Here is a 23,426-nt window from a genome sequence, read left to right as displayed (position 1 = left end):
TTAACGCTATGAAATTGCTATTTAATTGCTATCAAATAGCTATAATCCAGCTATTATGAAACATAAATTATGAAACATAAATTTGTCCGGATCACTTTTTCAATATCCCTTTCGAGTTTTGATAGCATGGACTTATCAGGTTCTATCGAAGTTTCAGCTCTATTCTTGATTTCGCCACTTCGACCAAAATTGCGTAAATCCTTCATTTAGGAACCGCAGTTCATGGCAGACTCTGTGGTTTCTTCATATAAGAAGATAATAAAAAGTCATAACTGGCGAAGTCAAGCTTAATGATTCCCTTTACATTTTATGCATTTGACTGAATCGTCCTGGTGTTTTTTGGGAAAAGATACCTGAACTTGACCGAAAAGTATTTAAAAGTAAAAAGCAAAACATGTCTATAAATAGACAGGCAATTAAAAAATAAAATCAAACTTAATTATATAAAATCCTGCTTGTTTATTTTCAAGATGGAATGAATGCAAAAAGGCGGAGAAAAAAAATATGATACAAAAAATTATGAAAATAATGATCGCCGGACTTGTGGTAATGGGATTTTTTTTGGCAACAGTACCTGCACAGGCCGCGATACTGGAAGGTCGCGGGCAGACTGCAAATGAAACCGATGGCATACAGGATTATCTTGACCTTTCAAGCGGGACAGTATCCTGGAACCGAAGCAACTTTGATGGGTTTTTCTATGATGTTAATAATGAACTTGGAAGTGAAAAGCTGACAATCCTTAACAGTGCTTCGTTGATAGGAAATAGAACGATAGATGTTGATAAACTTGTTTATTCAACAAGCGGCGATAACAAGATGCTATATGTCGTAAAGTATGGCTTCAATGGGAACTATGCTGCTGCTGCACAGGCAGGACTTGACGGGTTTCAGGCAGGCAGTATGAGTTCTGAAGACGGAGAATATAAGGTTGTCGGATGGCAGATGGAAAGATATGTCGCTGTGAAAAATAAAACCAACAAGCTTTCAAATCTCGTTTTCGAGCAAGGAAATAATAATAAGACGCTCTCGACAGGTGAGACATGGATTCTCGGCCGGGGCTGGGAGTTGACTGTAAATGCGATCGATGCAAGAGCCAATCCAAGACAGATATGGTTCACATTGAAGAAGGATGGGGCTGTAATAGATGAAGGAACAGCGAAACCTGGCGATGTATACACAAAAATCAAGAGTAATCTTGGAGGAGAATCCAATGTTCCTCTGTTCGTGACTTATGTAGATGCTATCGACTCTGGTATCACATCAGATATGGTGAGTTTGAAGTATACCTGGTTAATTGATACGATTGTCAAAGAAGTGAAAAAAGGGGATGAATATGCCATATTTAACACTACAAAAGCTGATGAATCAATTATTGAAATGAGAAACTCAAGATTCCCTGTGACGCTTACCAGGAACAGTATAATTAACCTGATGTCCAATCTGAATTTCAAAGTGGCGGATGCGGAAACATTGAGATTTTATCCAACAGGTGGTTTAAGCGGAAGGATAGCAAATGAAACCACAGGTCAAAAAAGCAATCTTAACCTTTCAATCGGAATAGTTTCATGGCAACCCCAGAACTTTCCCGGATTATTTTATGACCTGAATGACGAGTTCGGAAACGAGAAACTGACTATCATTGATAGCGCCCCGCTGGTGGGGACAAGAACGATCCTTCAGGACAAACTCAGGTATTCCACAAGCAGCAACAACACAATGATGACCGTCGTAAGATATCCTTTTAACGGCAACTATTCTGCAGCAAGGCAGGCGGGTCTTTCGGAGTTTCAGGCGGGAAACATGAGTTCAGAAGATGGCAAATACAGTATAATTGGCTGGCAGGGAGAGAAATATGTCGCTGTGAAGAATAATATCAGCAAGCTTTCAACGCTCGTTATAGAGCAAGGTTCAGGCGATAAAAAGACACTCACAACAGGTGAGACCTGGGATATCGGACAGGGCTGGAGCATGACCATAAATTCAATAGACGCAAGAAGTAATCCAAGACAGGTGTGGTTTACATTGAGGAAGGATGGGGTAATAATGCATGAAAAAGTAATGAATGATCGCCAGATATACACGTATGTCAGGAGTAATCATGCAGGAGAATCAAACGTTCCGCTGTTCGTGACTTATGTAGATGCTATCTTTTCGGGCTCAACATCAGATATGGTACAATTCAAATACACATGGGCAATAGATACCAATGTAACTTATATCAGGGTCGGCGATTGGTTCGGTGTGTTCAAGGTAACCGGAATAAATTCCTCAACGATAGAGTTGAGAAACACCGACTACTACCCGATACCATTGAATAAAGGCAATATTATAAACTTGATAGGCAGCATGGGATTCATTGTTGCTGAGAGCGACAACTTACGGTTCTTCCCGCATAAGTGGAGGGTTCTGGAATGCCAGAATTCGACAATAAGCGGGCATATGTTCGAGGATAACAATGTCAATGGCCTGCTGGAAGCCAATGAACCGGGAATGTCTGACCGGATTATAAAGCTAAAGGGAAGAGATGTCTGCTCGAATGTTAATATCAATACGAATATTCGAACAGATACTGCCGGATACTATGAATTCACTAACATCAGGGCGGGTATTTATTTTCTTTATGAGGAAATACCCGCAGGATATATTCCTACAACACCACCGATATATAGAGTAATTCTCCCCAATTCCATAACAACCATAACAGAAGATTTCGGGAATACACCGGAACCGGCAGTAGAGGAGTAACTGAACATAATTTCAGATGCACCCAATTGAAAGGTTGAAGAATAGAGATATCAAATATCTCTATTTATCTTTTACCCGTTTTCCTTTTTTGCAATGCCAATATACACGTCTCTATATTGGCAATCGCCAATTTGAATATAAGCTAAAGCATATTAAAGCCCTGGACAATGAATTATGATTTAATGTTAGTTTAATGCTATATAATTTCTATTTAATTGCTATCAAATAGCTATGATCTAGCTTATGAAATATAAACTTCATTTGTCCGGATCACTTTTTCGACATCCCTTTCAACCTTTGATAGCATGGACTTATCGAGTTTCTTACCCTTGAGCTGTTCAATGAACATCAGGGATTTTGTATGGTCATCAGGAAGCAGTTTCCAGGTAGGTCTTTCAACATAATAATCTATGCCATTAGCATATGCTATCATTTTCTCGCAGACTTCCTCGCTTATCCAACCGATATCAATATAATATTCAAGAACTTCAGAAAGATTGTTCCTTCCTACCTTTTCCAGTAAGAATTCAATCCAGTTCAATAGTATTATCGAAGTTTCAGCTTTATTATCAAGATATTGTAGTTTTATATTTTCATCATCATATCGTGGACCCGCAGATATAGAACCAGTAGTATCCGTAATATCTATTCTATCAGGTGTGGTGGATAATGATGCAGATTGTGTAGCAGTCTGTTGCACTTGTTGCATTTGTTGTTCGATCATTGGTTTTATCTGGTCCATTACAGGTTTTATTCTTTCCATTACCTGTTCTGCAATATTCTTAATCATATCTTCCTGTTTTAACGGGGTTGAATCCAACAACTGCGTTAATTCCTCCAGGCTCCCTTCAAGCGCTTTAAATTTAATGTCATATTCTTCTTTGATATTTGCGGGGATCTCAGAGGGTTTCTGACTTATGATATCAATTCTTTTCTCAAGTTGATCTAATTTCTCGTTAGGAACCATACCCTTATCGCCTACAAAAGGGTTTACAGTGCTTGATACTACTTCATATAACGATAATAATTCAAGAAGACTTTCATCAATTTTATCCAGCCTGTCTTTAAATTCACCAACTGAGGTCTTAGTAATCGAAACTGCGCCTTCCAGCTTACTTATCTTTACGTCATATTCTTTAATGGCTTCCACACTTGTAGTAAGTTGTTCTGTTTTGGACTTTACAATTTCTTCGATTTTCTGGGTCATCTCTTCCTGGGCTTTCTTGACCTGCTCTGAAATATCAGGTGCACCTGGCGATGTAGAACCGGGGACAGAATCGGAACCAGGAACAGTATCAGTAGAAGAAACTGAAGGTAAAGATGATGAGTTTGCGGCATCCGGAGTCTTCTTGATGCGCTCGATCTTCTTTATGAGGGACTCTTCAGGCATCTTAAATTTTTTTAATTTTTCTGAAATATCCTCAAACATTTTTCACCCTGTAATTATATTTTTTTGATTATTATATTCAATGTAATTATATTTAGTATAGTTTTGATAGTACAGGTTATTAAGAGTAATTCACACACTTTTCACAACTGCGTTTATATAGAGAAAAATTTAATCACATATAATTAGCTTATTACGAGGTTCATTATGAGAATAAAATCAGGAATTGAAGGATTTGACGCACTTGTCGAAGGAGGATTGCTGCAAGAAAGACAATACTTATTGAGTGGCTCCCCTGGCAGCGGCAAGACTACTTTTGGCGTCCAATTCCTCCTGGCAGGAATTCTTCAAGGCGAAACAGGAGCATATATTGCATTATCCGAAAGTATCGGAACGATTATAGAAGATATGACCAGATATAATCCACAGGTCGTAGATCTTGTCAAGAATAAAAAATTGTTTTTTATAGATCTCGGTCCTTCTGCAAATTATGGGGAATATGATGAGATATCAAATGTTATCACTCCCGATTATCACCAACAATCGGGGGATACCCCTGCAAATCAAGCGCCTACTCCATTTTCTGTTTTCAAGGAGGTAGAAAAACAGGTACAGCAGTATGGCATTAAGAGATTGGTTATCGATTCGTTATCTTCGATCAGGTTCACAACACAGAACCCTGCAACTGAAGAGCGTTCTATCGGGAGGTTCATCCGTAACCTGAAAACTCTTGGATGCACAACTATTTTGTTATCCGAGCTTACAAAGCCCGATGCTTATACAATAGAACAATTCGCATCCCACGGCGTGATATTCCTGCATAATTTCATGGATAAGCAGGGAAGTATGGTCCGTGCTTTGCAAATCCTGAAAATGCGCGGGACAAAACATGATTGTGAAATGCGATCTATTGAGTTTACTGATAAAGGTTTAAAAGTTGGGAAATTGATTAAAAGTAAATAAAGGGGTTTTACGTATTATCAGTAAAAGCGCAGAAAAGGAAAGGGCACAGGTCATAAAGAAAATATATGAGCTTGGCTTTGAAGTCGGGCTCAAGAACCATTCTGAAATTGGCTGGGTTTTAAGAGATTATAATGACCTCATAGCTAAAGCTTCAATATTAGGGATAAAAACGCCTGATTCCTATTATGCTGATGGCAAGATCAAAGGGAAAACCAGCAGGGACAAAACTATTGAAGGATCAAAAACCCCTGAAAAAGTAACTCAGGCAGCAGTTAAAGTCCCAGTCAGAAATCCTATAGTTAATCATATTAATCAAGAAGAGGAATCCAGACCTGATCATAGTATGGAAAAACCCTCCTTGAATGAGTTGCCTGGATTTATGGGGAAAAGCAGGGCTACGGAAATCCCACGTTTCCTTGAAGGGTTCAGGCCACATAAAAGGAAATAAGAATTATTTTTATTGTTTTCCAATTTCCAACAAAATAATATCACAAAGATAATGTCAACAATAACATCGTTGCTGCAAGCTATATAGCAATTTGATATCAGAAAAATAGCTTTTAGTATAATTTTATAGCTAATGTATAGCAATATGCTAACAATTATATTGCATAATAATAGCGTTTTTTCTCCAGAAGTACCCTATCGAGTTCACACAATTTTCACAAATCCGTTTATAAACTGGTAGCTTTCTCTTTGATATTCAGTACTAATCTGAGGGGTCGCACTCTCAGACAGAATCATAATCAATGGAGGAATAAACTAAAATGGTAAGTATAAAAGATATATCTTTGAGCAAGAAGCTGATCGGTGGATTCAGTGTGGTCGTGATACTTCTTGCCATTGTTGGGTTTATAGGATATAATGGCGTGAATACGATAAATTCAGAACTTGACAGTATCTTGACAGCTGATGTGCCTATGGCAAGTAATGTCGCAGGGATGCAGACAGCCATACTGACAAGCGCAGATGCAGTCAATTCATATGGTCTTGGGGAGGCAGATGCAAAAATTGATTTTGAAGAATCTAAGAAGGATTTCGAAAAGGCTGAGGCTGCATTGCTGAGCATGGATTTGGATGCGGAAGAAAAAAAGGATCTGGAAGATATAAGTATTCTACACTCAAAATATGAAGAATCGGCGAAAAAATTTATTGAAACGATCGAAGCTGCAAAGCTTGAGAAAAATACCGATGTAGTAACTGCAATGGATAGATTTGACGAGGACAGGAAAAAATTGGATATTGCTCTCGAAGAATTTGAAAGTATGCAGGTGGCTCAGATGAAGGAATCCGAAGGAGAAGCAGAGGCCGCAGCGAAAAATGCGACAATGACTATTATAATTGTGAGTATTGTTGCTGCAATAACGGGATTCGGCACCGGGATTTATATCTCCCGCTCGATCACCAAACCCATGGATGAAATGCTCCAGGCTGCCAACAAGATTGCGGCAGGCGACCTGACAGTGCAACTTGTAAATAACTCAAAAGATGAAGTTGGGCAGCTTTCCAATGCCATACAGATAATGACAAATAGCTTAAAAGGAGTGCTTGGAAAAGTGCAGCAATCTTCAATGAATGTGGCTTCCACCGCCCAGGAACTTTCGGCTTCAAGCGAAGAAATGAAAGCATCTACCGACCAGATATCAGGCACCACACAGGACATTTCAACGGGCGTAAGCTCGCAGGCCACAAAGATGGCAGAGATAAGCCGCGCCATGAAGGAGATGTCAGAAAGCGTCCAGCAGGTCGCAGTGAACTCACAGAAGGCGGCTGACAGCGCAACAAATGCTAATAAAACTGCCCAGGAAGTCCAGGTGAATGTGACAAAGTCCGCCACTTTAATTAAAGACCTTGATAACAAATCCCTGCAGATAGGTGAGATCATTGGCGTGATAACAAATATCGCAGACCAGACAAACCTCCTTGCATTGAACGCTGCAATAGAAGCTGCAAGGGCAGGAGAGCATGGCAGGGGTTTTGCAGTAGTTGCCGATGAGGTCAGGAAACTTGCAGAAGAATCCCGCGGCGCAGCAAGCCAGATAACAGATTTGATAAAAGGCATACAGCAAGGCACAAAACAGGCTGTGGAGAGCATGGAGAAAGAATCAGTAACCGGCATCAACCTTATCGTCAAAGCAGCAGCAGACGTTGCTACAATGGTGCAGGAAATAGCAGCAGCCGCAGAAGAGCAGTCTGCCTCGGTTGAAGAAGTAACAGCGTCTGTTGAGGATGTATCAGCCATAAGCGAACAATCCGCAGCAGGCACACAGGAAACATCAGCAGCCGCAGAGGAACAGGCAGCTACAATGGACCAGCTTGTTGGCGCTGCCCAGAATATGGCACAATTGGCATCCGATCTTCAGCAAGAAGTTGCCAAGTTCAACATCGGTGAGTCTGCAAAAGAACAAAAACATGGATATGAGCCAGCAACATCCGAGTACAAACCTGCCCCTGAAAGAAAATATGTTGAACACAAGAAAATTGAACACAGGATTGTACAACGCATGCCTGAAGTGCAAAAAACTACCAAACACAAACCTGAAGGCAGTCAGAAGAAACCGAAGGAAGACCATACTTCAGGCACTATACCAAATAAGGATGAGGTAATTGATGTCGGAAGCAGTCCTCCGGGTCCAAGTCTTGAAGACCTGACAAAATAGGAGGATACAATGGCAGAAAAACAACCACAGGATGCAAAAGCAAAATCCGGCGACGAGCTACAGCTCGTCGTTTTCAATATCGGCACTGAAGAGTTCGGTGTTGAGATCATGAACGTGCAGGAGATCATCCGCATGACCAATATCACAAAGATACCGCAGGCATCAGGATATGTGAAGGGAATTATCAATCTTCGCGGCAAAATAATCGTGGTAATAAACCTGAACGTGATAATGGGTATGGAAAGCAAAGAAAACAATGAGAATACGCGCATCATTGTTGCTGATATCGGCGAGACAGTGATGGGTTTTGTCGTTGATTCAGTAAGTGAGGTAATACGCCTTCCTGAAAGCAGTGTTGAGCCGGCACCTGCTGTCATTGCCAATAAGATAGGTACGGAATATGTACGCGGCGTAGGAAAGATGGAAGACAGGCTGCTTATTCTCCTTGACCTTGATAAAATACTCAGCGCAAACGAACTGCACAATATAAACAACATAGCAACAGAAGCAGCAGTAACCGCATAAAAGGATAACGAAATAATTATGAATACAAAACAAGCAGATAAAGATTACTATTAGTCTTCTTTTTTTTCTCACACGTATTTCACAATCCCATATTTGAATGTGTGCATTTCTCGTTATAACATATAGTAATTTCCCGCCAAATTTACTAATAATCTTGAAAGAAACATGGAGGAATAAAATGGTTAACTTAAAAGACCTGTCATTAAGCAAGAAGCTGCTCGGAGGTTTTGGCCTCGTCAGTATTCTGCTCATAATAGTAGCAGTGGTAAGCATAGCCACGCTTGGAACAATTAAAACGGAAACTGATAATGTTATAGATAATACCATAACAATGAAAGAAAAAAGTCTCGCTATAGACGTTTCTATGCTTGAAGCACGACGTTCTGAGAAAGACTTTTTTGCGCGTCGTGATCTTTCATACGTCGATAAAGTAAAAGCTTCGGTTTCAAACGTCAGGAAACAAGCAGGGGAGATAAAAGCACTTAATATACCCCAGGAACAAAAGGACGCAACAGAAAAAATAATTGCTGACATTAATGGTTATGAAAAAGCCTTCCTTGAGACTGTTGAACTAATTAAAACAAAAGGTCTCGATGAGACCCAGGGACTTCAATTTGAAATGAGGAGTGCTGTGGCTGTTATTGAAGCAGATATACAGAAACAGAATAATGACCAGCTTATGGCAGATATGCTGACACTGAGGAGGAATGAAAAAGATTACATAATGCGGCAGGACGTGGCATACCAAAAGAAATTGCATGATAATGAATTGATAATGAAAAACCATCTTGCAGCAAGCTCTCTTCCTCAGAATGTAAAGGATGATATTAATATCAAACTCGTCACATATACGGCAGCCTTTGACAAGATAGTAGATATTGATACCAAGATAGCATCCAAAACAGCAGAATTCACAACCTTTGTGCATGCCATAGAGCCCGAAATCACAGCTTTTGAAACAGCAGCAGACGAAGAACAAATCACGGCACTTGCTGGAATAGCCACAACGAATTCAACTGCTAAAACTACGATAATCATACTCTCCATAATAGCGATAGTATCCGGTCTTGGTATCGGGATATATATCTCCCGCGCTATCACAAGACCAGTGGATGAAGTTGTCCTTGGTGCCAAAGACATTGCTTCAGGAAAACTCAATGTCAGTATGCAAAATACGTCTAAGGACGAAATTGGCACGCTCTCCGGCACATTCCAGAATATGGCAAATGACCTGAATAATGTAATCGGAGATGTTAGCAATGTGATGGGAGCAATATCAGAAGGAGACCTCTCAAAGCATATCCAGGTGGAAGCAAAAGGCGATTTCGGCAAAATAACTTCATCGATAACCAACATGCAGACAGATATCCAGGGAGTTATCGGCGATGTCAATGAAGTACTGGATTCGATGTCCCATGGCGACCTGACAAAACATATCCAGGTTGAAGGTAAAGGTGATTTCGGCAAGATAACAAACGGCGTGGATAACCTGCAAAAGAGCTTGCAGCAATTAATACTATCCATGAGGCAAAGCGCCGAAAGAGTGGCTTCAACCGCCCAGGAACTTTCAGCTACAAGCGAACAGATGAAAGCCTCAACAGACCAGATATCCGGCACATCACAGGACATTGCCAGGGGTGTAGGCGCACAGGCAACCAAGATGGCTGAAATAACCCGTGCCATGAAGGAGCTATCAGAAAGCGTCGAGCAGGTTGCCTCGAATTCACAGAAAGCAGCCGAAGGCGCAAATGCAGCCAGCACAACAGCCCAGAAAGTGGGCAAAATGTCAAATGATGTTGCTAATAAGATGACAGAAATACAGTCAACAGTGGATAATTCGGCAGGTGTTATAAAACAGCTTGATGGTAAATCACAAAAGATAGGTGAAATAATCGGTGTTATCACAAATATCGCTGACCAGACAAATCTGCTTGCATTGAACGCGGCAATAGAAGCAGCAAGAGCGGGAGAGCATGGAAGAGGCTTTGCGGTTGTTGCTGATGAAGTAAGGAAGCTAGCTGAAGAATCCCGTAGCGCAGCCAACCAGATCACGGAATTGATAAAAGATATACAGCAAGGCACAAAACAGGCTGTAACGACCATGGAACAGGGAACAAAAACGGTAGGTGAAGGAGGAAAGACAATCGCAGATACCGTGAATGCCATAAACGAGATCGTCAAAGCAGCAGCAGAGGTTGCAACAATGGTTCAGGAAATAGCGGCAGCCGCAGAAGAACAATCGGCATCTGTTGAAGAAGTGACTTCCTCAGTAGAGGATGTTTCAGCTATAAGCGAACAATCCGCAGCAGGCACACAGGAAACATCAGCAGCTGCAGAACAGCAATCTGCTTCAATGGAACAGCTTGTAAAAGCTGCCCAGGATATGGCTATGTTATCAAATGAACTGCAGGATCAAGTTGGAAAGTTCAATCTTGGAGATTCTGTCTTGACATCAAAAAATGTTCACGGGCAGCCAGCGATGGAAACCAGATACGTCCCGGAACAACCAAAGGTAGAACCTAAACATGTTCCAGAAAAACCAAAGGCTGAACCTAAACATGTCCCGGAGCATAAGACTGCTGACCATAAGCGGACAGTTAATCAGAAGAAAACAGTCGAACCCAAAACTTCAGACAAAACTCAAGATAAGATTCCAGTAAATGAGGAAATAACTCAAGATAAGAGCCCTCAGCCTGTTGAAAGTCTTGAAGACCTGACAAAATAGGAGGAGACAATGGCGCAAATACAACCACAGGATGCAAAAGCAAAATCCGGCGACGAGCTGCAGCTCGTCGTTTTTAATATCGGCACTGAAGAGTTCGGTGTCGAGATCATGAACGTGCAGGAGATCATCCGCATGACCAATATCACAAAAATACCGCAGGCATCGGGATATGTGAAAGGAATAATCAACCTTCGCGGCAAAATAATCGTGGTAATAAACCTGAACGTGATAATGGGCATGGATAGCAAAGAACATAATGAGAATACGCGCATCATTGTTGCTGATATCGGCGAGACAGTGATGGGTTTTGTCGTTGATTCAGTAAGTGAAGTAATACGCCTTCCTGAAAGCAGTGTTGAACCGGCGCCTGCTGTGATTGCCAATAAGATAGGTACGGAATATGTACGCGGTGTAGGCAAGATGGAAGACAGGCTGCTTATTCTCCTTGATCTTGATAAGATACTCAGCGCAAGTGAACTTCATAATGTAAATACCATAGCCTCCGAAGCGGCAACAGCGACCACTTAAATGAACTGCTTTTTCTATTTTCCTTCACACTTTTTTCACAAATCTCTATATCAGGATGCAGATTGCTTCTATCCTATAAAAATAGATTGATCAGACATTCTCATTTATATAAAAAACGGAGACATAAAAATGGTTTCAATAAAATATAAATTAATCCTTCCGATTGGCCTTCTTCTTTTGATAATTCTATCCCTGAGCAGCCTGTTTTCTTTTTTTGTTACTGAGAGGGCAGTGACGGGCAGTGCATTGCAGTCCATGGATAAGGAAATGGATCAAAAAATCAATGAAATCCAGTCTTTACATGACAGCGCAAGCAATGATCTGGTTATCGCTGTAAATTATCCTGTCTTTAGGGAATACTTTTATCTTCCAGAAACAAAAAATGGTAATATATACAATGATCAGGGGATTATCCAGTTCACCCCCAGGCAGAATGAACTGAGGGAAAAAATCGGGGAATGGACGCAATTTATCCAGAGCAGGATGCCTGTTGAGGAAACCTGTCTAATTGACAGTACAGGTCAGGAACATTCAAGAATAACAAACAGGGAGATAGCGCCCGTTGAAGATTTCTCCAGTGAGGAGGACGGGTCTGATTTTTTTAAGAAAACGCTCATGATCGATAAGGAAAACGAAGTCCATGTGGCATATCCCTATATGTCAGCCGATGCGTTAAAATGGGTTTTTGCTTATGCTACCCCAATATTCCTGGAAGATGGCAGTAAGCCCGCATTGTATCACTTTGAGATGCCAATCTCATACTTCCAGGGAATCATCGGCAAGACAGGCTCAGGCAGGACCTTTGTTCTTGACCGTGATAACTTCCTGATAGCGGACAGCGCCAGCAATATAGATATTAACCTGAAAAAAGGAGAGGAACCGGAAAATTCTGTTTTTAAGGATTATATGCCTTCGGTTGATACCATATCCACAAGCGAGGGCTTCAGAGAGTATGTTTTGCTGATGAAAGAAGGCAGGGAAGGCACAGGGTCATATGAAGACAATGGCACCACATACTATATTATATACAGAAAGCTGCCGCTGTTTGGCTGGAGCATCGCAAATATAAAAAGTTATGATGAACTGCTGCAGGGAGATATAACGCTCAGCAAACTGAAGAATACAATGTTTTTGATAATAATTGGTTCTCTAATAATCTGTACCGCTGTACTGGGTAAAATGGTGAAAGGAACCATCACAAAACCGATAGATGCAATGCTTAATGCTTCAAATAAAGTCGCTGAAGGCGACCTTACTATACAGCTCAAGAATGATTCAAAAGATGAAGTTGGAAAATTATCAAATGCCATCCACACCATGGCCGGGAATTTAAAGGGTGTGCTTGGAAAAGTGCAGCAGTCGGCGCTGAACGTATCGTCCACAGCCCAGGAACTCTCGGCATCAAGTGAGGAAATGAAAGTCTCAACATACCAGATATCAAATACAACACAGGATATAGCAACCGACGTAAGTTCACAGGCCACAAAGATGGTTGAGATAAGCCGCGCCATGAAGGAGATGTCAGAAAGCGTCCGGCAGGTCGCGAAGAACTCCCAGAAAGCCGCAGAAGGAGCAAACTCAGCCAGCACGACAGCGCAAAATGTGAGCAAGATGTCGGATGATGTGGCAAAAAAGATGTCAGAGATACAATCAACCGTGGGTGGTTCTGCAGCAATTATCAAACAGCTTGATGGGAAATCCCAGCAAATTGGGGAGATTATCGAGGTTATCACAAACATTGCAGACCAGACAAATCTGCTTGCATTAAACGCTGCCATAGAAGCTGCGCGCGCAGGAGAACATGGCAGGGGCTTTGCAGTGGTCGCGGATGAGGTCAGGAAACTTGCTGAGGAATCAAGGAATGCAGCCAACCAGATCACTGGCCTGATAAAAGAGATACAGCAGGGCACTAAACAGGCTGTGACTGCAATGGAACAGGGCACAAAGACGGTAGGTGAGGGCGCAAAGAATGTAGCGGATACCATAACTGCCATTAATGAAATAGTCAAAGCTGCGGTATCTGTTGCCACAATGGTTCAGGAAATAGCTGCAGCGGCTGAAGAACAGTCTGCGTCAGTCGAGGAAGTAACCGCATCTGTTGAAGACGTATCTGCAATTAGCGAGGAATCAGCAGCCAGAACACAGGAAACATCAGCGGCTGCAGAAGAGCAGTCAGCTTCAATGGGCCAGCTTGTGAATGCAGCCCAGCAACTTGCACGACTATCAAATGAACTGCAGGCTGAAGTGAGTAAGTTCTATCTGGGTGAAACAGCTTCATATACAATAAAACAGGCGCAGGAACCAATGAAGATAATGGAACCATCGAAGGTAGAGCAAAAACCAATTCCTGACCATGGGATCACTGAAAGCAAGACCACAGAACATAAACTTGCTGAAAGCAAGAAGAAACAGAAGGAACATACAACTCCTGGCAAGATTTCAGCTAAGGACAAAAAACCACAGGAAAGTATCAGTACTGCAGTCGAAGGTCTTGATGAGCTGATAAAATAGGAGATATTATGGCAGAAATACAACCACAGGATGCAAAAGCAAAATCCGGCGACGAGCTGCAACTCGTCGTTTTTAATATCGGCACTGAAGAGTTCGGTGTCGAGATCATGAACGTGCAGGAGATCATCCGCATGACCAATATCACAAAGATACCGCAGGCATCAGGATATGTGAAGGGAATAATCAACCTTCGCGGCAGGATAATCGTGGTAATAAACCTTAATGTGATATTGGGTATGGAAAGCAAAGAACATAATGAGAATACGCGCATCATTGTCGCGGATATCGGCGAGACCGTAATGGGTTTTGTCGTTGATGCAGTGAGTGAGGTCATCCGCCTTCCTGAAAGCAGTGTTGAGCCGGCACCTGCTGTTATTGCCAATAAGATAGGTACGGAATATGTACGCGGCGTAGGAAAGATGGAAGACAGGCTGCTTATTCTCCTTGACCTTGATAAGATACTCAGCGCAAACGAACTTCATAATATAAACAAAATAACAACAGAAGCAACAGAAGCAGCGACCGTGTAGAGGCACTGCTTTTTTTCACACCTTTTTCACAAATCCGTTTATAAACTAGTGGGTTCTCTTTCATACCTATTATAGTAATCTGGGGGTATTCTCTCAGGTTAGAATTATTGGTGAATGGAGGAATAAATTAAAATGGTAAGTATAAAAGATATATCTTTGAGCAAGAAGTTATTAGGGGGGTTCGGTCTTATCAGTCTCCTGCTTTTAATAATAACTTTAGTAAGTATAACAACAATGAACACTATCCAGGATGGAAATAACAAAGTGATCGAAAATACGATCGCAATGAACGAAAAGAGTCTTTCCATAGATGTAAATATGCTTCAGGCAAGACGCTCTGAGAAAGACTTTTTTGCGCGTCTTGATCTTACATATGTCGATAAGGTAAAAGCTTCTGTAGCAAAAGTCAGGAAAGAGGCGCAGGATATTCAGGAACTTGACGTCCCCCAGGAAAGAAAGGAGATGGCAGGAAAAATAATAACCGCAATAGAAGCTTATGAAAAAGCCTTTCTTGAGACTGTTGAACTCTATAAGATAAAAGGATTTGATGAAAGCTCAGGGCTACAGCTTGAACTTATTACAAAAGCCAGTGATGTTGAAACTGAAATCAAAAACCAGGGGGATAATCTCTTATACGCAGAAATATTGGAATTGAGGCGGGATGAAAAGAATTATATAATAAGAAAAGACGTTGCAAATCAGAAGACACTGCACGATAATGAAAAGATACTCATAAACGATCTGGCAGCAAGCAAAATATCTCAGGATAAAAAGAACATTATTAATACAAAATTACTTGCATATACCGCAACTTTTGATAAATTGGTTACTACCGATACCAATATAGCATCAAAAACAGCCGAATTCACAAATTACGTTCATACTATAGAACCCCTGATAGCTGAGTTCGAAAAAGATGCCGGGGACGATAAAGTAGCACAGATTACCGAAATGGCAAGTACAAATTCAACTGCAAAAACAGCTGTATTAATGCTCTCTCTGGTAGCCATAGTATCAGGTCTTGGCATTGGCTTTGTTATTCGCAGCCTGATCACAAAACCTGTGGATGAATTAATATCAGGTGCAAAGACAATATCAGATGGGAAACTGGATGTTAAGTTGCTCAATAATTCAAAAGATGAAATAGGTGTACTTTCAAATACATTCCAGACCATGGCGAACGATTTGAATGCTGTTATCGCGGACACCAATAGGGTACTTTCTGCAATGTCCATGGGTGATCTGACCAAAAATATATCGGTGCAGGCAAAAGGAGATTTCGAGAAAATCACCACTGGTATACAGATAATGCAAAACAGCATATATAAACTTATATCGTCCATGAAGGCCAGCGCCGAAAAAGTAGCATCTACTGCCCAGGAACTCTCGGCATCAAGCGAACAGATGAAAGTAGCCACTGACCAGATATCAGATAGCACGCGGGATATAGCAAAAGGCGTAAACTCCCAGTCATCCAAAATGATTGAGGTGAGCCGTGCCATGAGAGAAATGTCAGAAAGCATCCAGACAGTCGCCGTGAATGCCCAGAAAGCCTCTGAAAGTGCTGGTTCAGCCAGCTCCATTGCCCAGAATGTAGGCAAATTGTCAGCTGATGTATCGAAAAAGATGACAGAGATACAGTCAAATGTAGATAATTCTGCAACAGTCATCAAACAGCTTGCTGGTAAATCGCAGGAAATAGGTGAGATAATAGGGGTTATCACCAATATCGCAGACCAGACTAACCTCCTTGCCTTAAACGCAGCCATAGAAGCTGCACGAGCAGGAGAACACGGCAGGGGTTTTGCAGTAGTTGCTGATGAAGTCAGGAAACTCGCTGAAGAATCACGCGATGCTGCCAACCAGATCACTGGCCTGATAAAAGAGATACAGCAGGGCACTAAACAGGCTGTGACTGCAATGGAACAGGGAACAAAGACAGTAGGTGAAGGCGCAAAGAACATAACAGATACCGTGAATGCCATAGACGGGATCGTCAAAGCAGCGGCAGATGTTGCAACAATGGTACAGGAAATAGCAGCAACCGCCGAGGAACAGTCTGCCTCGGTTCAGGAAGTCACATCTTCAGTAGATGATGTTTCAAGTATAAGTGAACAATCAGCAGCAGGCACACAGAAAACATCTGCGGTCGCTGAAGAGCAGGCAGCTACAATGAAACAGCTTGTAGCCGCAGCCCAGGAAATGGCAAGATTAGCCTCGGATTTAAATTCCGAAGTGAATAAGTTCAATCTTGGTGATGGTGCTTCAACAGAATCAAAACAGGTGCATAAGGCATCAAAGGATGAAAAGGCTGAATTGAAAGACAGTCATTTCAGTCAGGATCTGGTTGCACCTGCAAACTGTTGGGAATTCAAGAAATGCGGAAGGGAAGTTGGCGGAAAGAATGTGAAAGAACTGGGCGTGTGTAAGGCCAGCCCTGATAACGGACGAGATTGCTGGAAAGTCGCAGGAACATTCTGTGGTGGAAAGGTACAGGGAACAGCGGCTCAAAAACAGGTTAGTTGCATGGTTTGTGAATGGTATAAAGAAGTCAATAATGGAGGACATAATGGCTGAAAAACAACCACAGGATGCAAAAGCAAAATCCGGCGACGAGCTGCAGCTCGTCGTTTTTAATATCGGCACTGAAGAGTTCGGTGTTGAGATCATGAACGTGCAGGAGATCATCCGCATGACCAATATCACAAAGATACCACAGGCATCAGGATATGTGAAGGGAATAATCAACCTTCGCGGCAGGATAATCGTGGTAATAAACCTGAATGTGATATTGGGTGTGGAAAGCAAAGAACATAATGAGAATACACGCATCATTGTCGCGGATATCGGCGAGACAGTGATGGGTTTTGTCGTTGATGCAGTAAGTGAGGTAATACGCCTTCCTGAAAGCAGTGTTGAGCCGGCACCTGCTGTCATTGCAAATAAGATAGGTACGGAATATGTGCGCGGCGTAGGCAAGATGAAAGACAGGCTGCTTATTCTCCTTGATCTTGATAAGATACTTGGCGCAAACGAACTTCATAATATAAACAAAATAACAACAGAAGCGGCAGCAGCGACCGTGTAAAGGCGCTGCTTTTTTTCTTTTTTTCACACCTTTTTCACAAATCTATTTATAAATCGGTAAATTTATTTTATCATTACCTAAAATTTTTGGAAAGAGCGAATATTATGGAAACCAAAGACATCAGCATAAAATATAAAATTATAATTTTTGGATTGATTTTATCGATAATACCTGTGATGATCATCGGTTTATATGCCTATAATGAAATGGAAAGCTCATTAAATACAGAGATACAGAGTAAATTAACAGAACAGGTTAAACTGGAAAAAGATATCGTAGATATGACATTTTCTCTTGCACAGGATAATGTCAACAATTCACTCGGAGTTGCAAAAACCCAATTCTATTCCAGGGGAAAACCCAGTATCGTAAATGGCAAGATGCAACTTGGCAACAATCATGTAGTGAATGGGAACTTTGAGATTGTAGATTCAGTTAAAAATATGGTAGGGGGTACAGCAACGGTATTTCAGGTTATAGGGGATGAAGCGGTCCGGATTTCAACAAATGTAATTAATACCGATGGTTCACGCGCAGTGGGAACAACAGTTTCAAAACCGGTGTATGATGCTGTTATAACGCGCGGTGAAACATATTACGGCAGGGCATGGGTAGTTAATGCATGGTATCTTACGGCTTATGAACCGATTAAGGACGGATCGGGGAAAATTATAGGTATTTTGTATGTTGGTATTCCTGAAGATCCATTCGTAAATAAAATCAAAGAAATGATGAAAAATATAGTCGTGGGAAAAACAGGTTATATGTATGTAATTAACTCAAAAGGCGACCTGATAATACACCCGAACCTCGAAGGACAGAATCTCTATGAATATGATTTCATTAAAGAAATAACACAAACAAAAGAAGGTTACATTGAATATGTATGGGAAGGGAGGGATAAAGTGGTTGCATATACTTATTATGAACCCAGGGATTGGATAATTGCTTCAGGAAGTTATCTTGAAGATTTCAGCGATCCGGTTTATGCAATAAGGAATGGCCTGATAATAGTAATCTTAATTTTTTCAGTACTGGGTTCGATTATTGGAATATGGTTTTCAAGATACCTCACCAAGCCAATCGGCAGAATGCTTCGTATCTCCAATAAGATCGCAGCAGGCGACCTGACAGTCGATGTAAAACGGATGTCAAATGATGAGATAGGCCAGTTATTCGGTGCCCTTGGTACTATGAATGAAAACCTGAGATCAGTTATCGGAAAAGTGCAAAGCTGTGCATTGAAAGTAGCCTCCACGGCTCATGAACTTTCAGCATCAAGTGAAGAGATGAAAGCATCCACTGACCAGATATCAAACACCACACAGGAGATTGCAACAGGTGTAAGCTCACAGGCTTCCAAAATGTCTGAGATCACCCGTGCCATGAAGGAGATGTCAGAAAGCGTCCAGCAGGTCGCTGTGAACTCCCAGAAGGCAGCACAAGGTGCAGACGCTGCCAGCACAACTGCACAGAACGTAGGCAAGTTGTCAGAAGATGTGGCCAAAAAGATGTCAGAAATCCAGTCAACTGTAGATGGTTCAGCAACTGCTATAAAACAGCTTGAAGGCAAATCGCAGCAGATAGGCGAGATAATAGGGGTCATCACTAATATCGCTGACCAGACAAACCTTCTTGCCTTAAACGCAGCCATAGAAGCTGCACGGGCAGGAGAACATGGCAGGGGTTTTGCCGTAGTTGCTGATGAGGTAAGGAAACTCGCTGAAGAATCACGTGATGCTGCCAACCAGATCACAGGATTGATAAAAGATATACAGCAGGGAACAAAGCAGGCTGTAACGACTATGGAACAGGGAACAAAGACAGTAGGTGAAGGCGCAAAAACAATCGCAGATACCGTGAATGCCATAGACGGGATCGTCAAAGCAGCGGCAGACGTTGCAACAATGGTTCAGGAAATAGCAGCAGCAGCACAAGAGCAGTCTGCCTCGGTTGAAGAAGTAACCTCTTCAGTAGAGGACGTATCAACCATAAGCGAACAATCAGCAGCAGGCACACAGGAAACATCAGCATCTGCAGAAGAACAGTCGGCCACAATGGACCAGCTTGTGAATGTAGCCCAGGAAATGGCAAAATTATCAAATGAATTACAGGCTGAAGTTGCCAAATTCAAAATTGATAAATCTGCAAAAGAACAAAAAAATGCGTATGAACCTGCAAAGGTTGAGAACAAACCTGTTCATGAACATAAAGCACCTGAACATAAAGCACCTGAACATAAAGCACCTGAACATAAAGCACCTGAACATAAGGCATCTGAAAACAAGACACCTAAACATGAAACTGTGAAACCCGGATCTGAAAGCACCCGGAAGAAAACAGAAGAACACAGTGCTTCAGACACTATATCAAGTAAGGATGAGATAGCTGATGTTGGAAGCAGTCATCCTGATTTGACCCTTGAAGAACTGACAAAATAGAAGGAGACAATGGCTGAAAAAAAGTATGGCCACTGATTCTGCCTGAAATAGTTGTTTATTTGTCCTATATTTTTAAAAATATGGAGATAAAAATGAAAATAATAAAAATAATCGATGCTGCAAATGAATTGACCATTAATAAATTCAATATTGGTTTGAAAATCACTTACAGCTTCATTGTAGCTGATGTACTGATGTTAATGATAGGATTTATAGGTTTATATGAGGAGAGCTTAAGCGTTTATATTGATCCGAAACTGGCTATCATACTTGGTATTATTTTCATTATATTTTCATCCGTACTGATGTGTATAGGACTGACCCGTTCTATAATGAAACCTTTAAATGAATTTATGAATGCTGCTGACAAGATCGCTGAGGGGGATTTAACAATAGAAGTAGATGTCTCATCAAAGGACGAACTCGGAAAGCTTGCCGAATATTTCAAGAGAATGACTTTAAATCTGCGGACTCTAACAGGCAAAGTCCAGAATGTCACATCAAAGGTAGCCATTACTGCCCAGGAACTTTCAGGATCAAGTGAGGAAATGAAAGCTTCCACAGACCAGATTTCAAACACCACGCAGAATATTTCTTCAGGTATAAGCTCTCAGGCATCCAAGATTAGTGAAGTCAGCCGTGCGATGAAGGAAATATCACAGAGCGTCCAGCAAGTTGCAACGAGCTCGCAAAAAGCAGCCGATGGCGCAACTGCCGCAAGCACTACCGCTTCGCAGGTTGGTAAAATGTCCGGTGATGTAACGCAGAAGATTGCTGAGATCCAATCAACAGTGGATAATTCAGCAACTGTAATAAAACAGCTTGACGGTAAATCACAGCAAATAGGCGAGATAATAGGGGTCATCACTAATATCGCTGACCAGACAAACCTTCTTGCATTGAACGCAGCCATAGAAGCTGCACGTGCAGGAGAGCATGGAAGAGGCTTTGCAGTGGTAGCGGATGAAGTAAGGAAACTCGCTGAAGAATCACGTAGTGCTGCAAACCAGATAACCAGTCTGATAAAAGAGATACAGCAGGGTACAAATCAGGCTGTTGTGGCCATGAAACAGGGTAAGCAGACCGTTTCTGACGGAACAAAAATCATGGAAAGCACAGTATCAGCTATCAACCAGATAGTCAGGGCAGCAGCAGACGTGGCAGCAATGATTAATGAAATTGCAGCAGCCACAGAACAACAATCCGCATCCGTTGAAGAAGTAACAGCATCTGTTGAAGATGTGTCAGCCATAAGCGAACAATCGGCAGCAGGTACACAGGAAACATCAGCAGCAGCACAAGAGCAGGCAGCAACAATGGATGTGCTTGTTAATGCAGCCAGGGAACTTGCAAAATTATCAAATGAATTGCAGGATGAAGTTGCCAAATTCAATATCGGTGAATAGGAGGATACAATGGCGCAAATACAACCACAGGATGCAAAAGCAAAATCCGGCGACGAGCTGCAGCTCGTCGTTTTTAATATCGGCACTGAAGAGTTCGGTGTCGAGATCATGAACGTGCAGGAGATCATCCGCATGACCAATATCACAAAGATACCGCAGGCATCAGGATATGTGAAGGGAATTATCAACCTTCGCGGCAGGATAATCGTGGTGATAAACCTTAATGTGATAATGGGCATGGAAAGCAAAGAAAACAATGAGAATACCCGCATCATTGTCGCAGATATCGGCGAGATAGTGATGGGTTTTATCGTTGATGCAGTAAGTGAGGTCATCCGCCTTCCTGAAAGCAGTGTTGAGCCGGCACCTGCTGTCATTGCCAATAAGATAGGTACGGAATATGTGCGAGGCGTAGGAAAGATGGAAGACAGGCTGCTTATCTTGCTTAATCTTGATAAGATACTCAGTGCAAACGAACTTCATAATATAAACAAAATAACAACAGAAGCAGCGACCGTGTAAAGGCGCTGCTTTTTTTCACACATATATTAGATAAAAATTAAAAGGTAATATTATGAGCTTTATGAAAACTATAGATGAGGTCAATAAGTTAACCCTTGATAGATTAAATATTGGACTGAAAATCGCTTATGGTTTCATTGTAGTTAACATATTGTGGTTAATCGTGGGGTATTTTGGCTATTATCATGATAGAATTATCACGTTTATTGACACTGATGAGATAATCATAATTTTAATTTTTTTAGCAATCACATCATCTCTATTCATATGCATTGGATTGACACGTTCCATTATGAAGCCATTAAATGAATTTGATATCGCTGCTAAACGAATATCTGCAGGAGATCTCACAATAGATATTAAATTTATATCTAATGATGAACTCGGAAGACTTGCAGGATACTTCAGAAAAATGACATCTACACTCAGGTGTATTACTGGAAAGGTGCAGAATATCTCTTTAACAGTGGAAACTAAAGCACATGAGCTTTCTGAATCAAGCAGGGGGTTGAAATCTTCAATTGATAATATATCAAATAATACAAAGGGTATAGCAGAAGTATCAGGCCAGCAATCAAATAAAATAGAAAATATCAATGAGATCGTAAATGAGATGTCACTCATCAAGCAGCAGGTTACAGTTGGATCGGAAAGGACGGCGCAGGTTACAAAAGATTCCAATAATACAGCAAAAGAATTACTCCAGAAATCAAAAGACCTGATGAACAAAATAAAGGATATTCAGAACTCAGTAAATAAATCTGCCGTTGTTATAAAGAATCTTGATAGTAGTTCTGAAAAGATAGGTGAAATAGTGGGAGTAATAACTAATATTGCAGACCAGACAAACCTGCTTGCCCTGAATGCTGCAATTGAAGCAGCCCGCGCTGGAGATCATGGAAAAGGATTTGCTGTTGTGGCAAATGAAGTAAAGAAACTTGCAGAAGAATCAAGGAATTCGGCAAATGAAATCACAGGACTGATAAGAGGTATACAACAGGAAACTAAAAAGGCTGTGAATAACATGGATCATGGAACAAAAACCGTTACTGATGGCATAGGAACGATCGACTCCACTATATCTTCAATAGATAGTATAGTTGAAGCGTCTGAAAATGCTGCTAATATGTTCGGTGAAATAATTGAAATGGCAAAAATGGAGACAACTTCAATGGAAAAAGTAAAATCCTCAGTTGATGACATTTCCATACTCGCTAAAAAATATAATGCGGCTATTGAGGAAGCAGATGCACAGGTCCATGAGCAGGTGGCATCTATAAGCAGGTTCACAGATATCGCCAGGGAGTTAGCGGAATTATCGGGTGAATTAAAAAATGAAATTGCTTTATTCAAACAAAAATAATTGAATTTCACACATTTTTCACAATTGGG

General features: G+C 41.3%; 15 protein-coding genes. 14 read left to right on the top strand and 1 reads right to left on the bottom strand.

Annotated elements, in window-relative coordinates:
- The first annotated feature begins 504 nt into the window (after window positions 1-504).
- Complete coding sequence (locus FIB07_04535) at window positions 505-2,748, top strand: hypothetical protein (GenBank protein NJD52114.1); 2,244 nt, start codon at window positions 505-507, stop codon at window positions 2,746-2,748.
- Window positions 2,749-2,989: 241 nt separating this feature from the next.
- Here the strand turns inward: FIB07_04535 and FIB07_04530 are convergent, their stop codons facing one another.
- Window positions 2,990-4,177, bottom strand: a complete 1,188-nt coding sequence (locus FIB07_04530) for a hypothetical protein (protein ID NJD52113.1) — start codon at window positions 4,175-4,177, stop codon at window positions 2,990-2,992.
- Between the two features lie 165 nt (window positions 4,178-4,342).
- Here FIB07_04530 and FIB07_04525 point away from each other — a divergent pair, with 165 nt between their 5' ends.
- The 13 genes from FIB07_04525 (at window position 4,343) to FIB07_04465 (ending at window position 23,397) form a co-directional block, all read left to right on the top strand.
- Complete coding sequence (locus tag FIB07_04525) at window positions 4,343-5,098, top strand: ATPase (protein NJD52112.1); 756 nt, start codon at window positions 4,343-4,345, stop codon at window positions 5,096-5,098.
- Window positions 5,099-5,865: 767 nt separating this feature from the next.
- Entirely contained in the window at window positions 5,866-7,758 is a 1,893-nt protein-coding gene (locus FIB07_04520) for a methyl-accepting chemotaxis protein (protein NJD52111.1), read from the top strand.
- 9 nt (window positions 7,759-7,767) lie between these two features.
- On the top strand, window positions 7,768-8,283 hold the full coding sequence (locus FIB07_04515) for a chemotaxis protein CheW (protein ID NJD52110.1): 516 nt from the start codon (window positions 7,768-7,770) through the stop codon (window positions 8,281-8,283).
- Between the two features lie 97 nt (window positions 8,284-8,380).
- The gene (locus FIB07_04510) at window positions 8,381-11,008 is read left to right on the top strand and encodes a HAMP domain-containing protein (GenBank protein NJD52109.1); all 2,628 of its coding nucleotides are present in this window, start codon (window positions 8,381-8,383) and stop codon (window positions 11,006-11,008) included.
- A 9-nt stretch (window positions 11,009-11,017) separates the two neighbouring features.
- On the top strand, window positions 11,018-11,536 hold the full coding sequence (locus FIB07_04505) for a chemotaxis protein CheW (GenBank protein NJD52108.1): 519 nt from the start codon (window positions 11,018-11,020) through the stop codon (window positions 11,534-11,536).
- A gap of 129 nt (window positions 11,537-11,665) precedes the next feature.
- Window positions 11,666-14,047 (top strand): HAMP domain-containing protein, encoded by a 2,382-nt coding sequence (locus FIB07_04500; protein NJD52107.1) that lies wholly within the window; start codon window positions 11,666-11,668, stop codon window positions 14,045-14,047.
- 8 nt (window positions 14,048-14,055) lie between these two features.
- Window positions 14,056-14,577 carry a chemotaxis protein CheW gene (locus FIB07_04495; protein NJD52106.1) on the top strand — a complete coding sequence of 174 codons (522 nt, stop codon included), beginning with the start codon at window positions 14,056-14,058 and terminating at the stop codon, window positions 14,575-14,577.
- Window positions 14,578-14,709: 132 nt separating this feature from the next.
- Window positions 14,710-17,154, top strand: a complete 2,445-nt coding sequence (locus tag FIB07_04490; GenBank protein NJD52105.1) for a HAMP domain-containing protein — start codon at window positions 14,710-14,712, stop codon at window positions 17,152-17,154.
- Entirely contained in the window at window positions 17,147-17,665 is a 519-nt protein-coding gene (locus tag FIB07_04485; protein ID NJD52104.1) for a chemotaxis protein CheW, read from the top strand. Before FIB07_04490 ends, FIB07_04485 begins: the two co-directional genes overlap by 8 nt.
- A 104-nt stretch (window positions 17,666-17,769) precedes the next feature.
- A complete protein-coding gene (locus FIB07_04480) occupies window positions 17,770-20,106 on the top strand; it encodes a HAMP domain-containing protein (protein NJD52103.1) in 2,337 nt (778 codons plus the stop codon).
- Between the two features lie 80 nt (window positions 20,107-20,186).
- Window positions 20,187-21,512: a methyl-accepting chemotaxis protein gene (locus tag FIB07_04475; protein NJD52102.1), complete on the top strand. Its 1,326-nt coding sequence runs from the start codon at window positions 20,187-20,189 to the stop codon at window positions 21,510-21,512.
- Window positions 21,513-21,521: 9 nt separating this feature from the next.
- Entirely contained in the window at window positions 21,522-22,034 is a 513-nt protein-coding gene (locus FIB07_04470; protein ID NJD52101.1) for a chemotaxis protein CheW, read from the top strand.
- 412 nt (window positions 22,035-22,446) lie between these two features.
- Window positions 22,447-23,397: a hypothetical protein gene (locus tag FIB07_04465; protein NJD52100.1), complete on the top strand. Its 951-nt coding sequence runs from the start codon at window positions 22,447-22,449 to the stop codon at window positions 23,395-23,397.
- Window positions 23,398-23,426 lie beyond the last annotated feature (29 nt).

This window comes from Candidatus Methanoperedens sp. (assembly GCA_012026795.1).
Classification (GTDB): Archaea; Halobacteriota; Methanosarcinia; order Methanosarcinales; family Methanoperedenaceae; genus Methanoperedens.
This window is presented reverse-complemented; position numbering and strand designations above follow the sequence as displayed.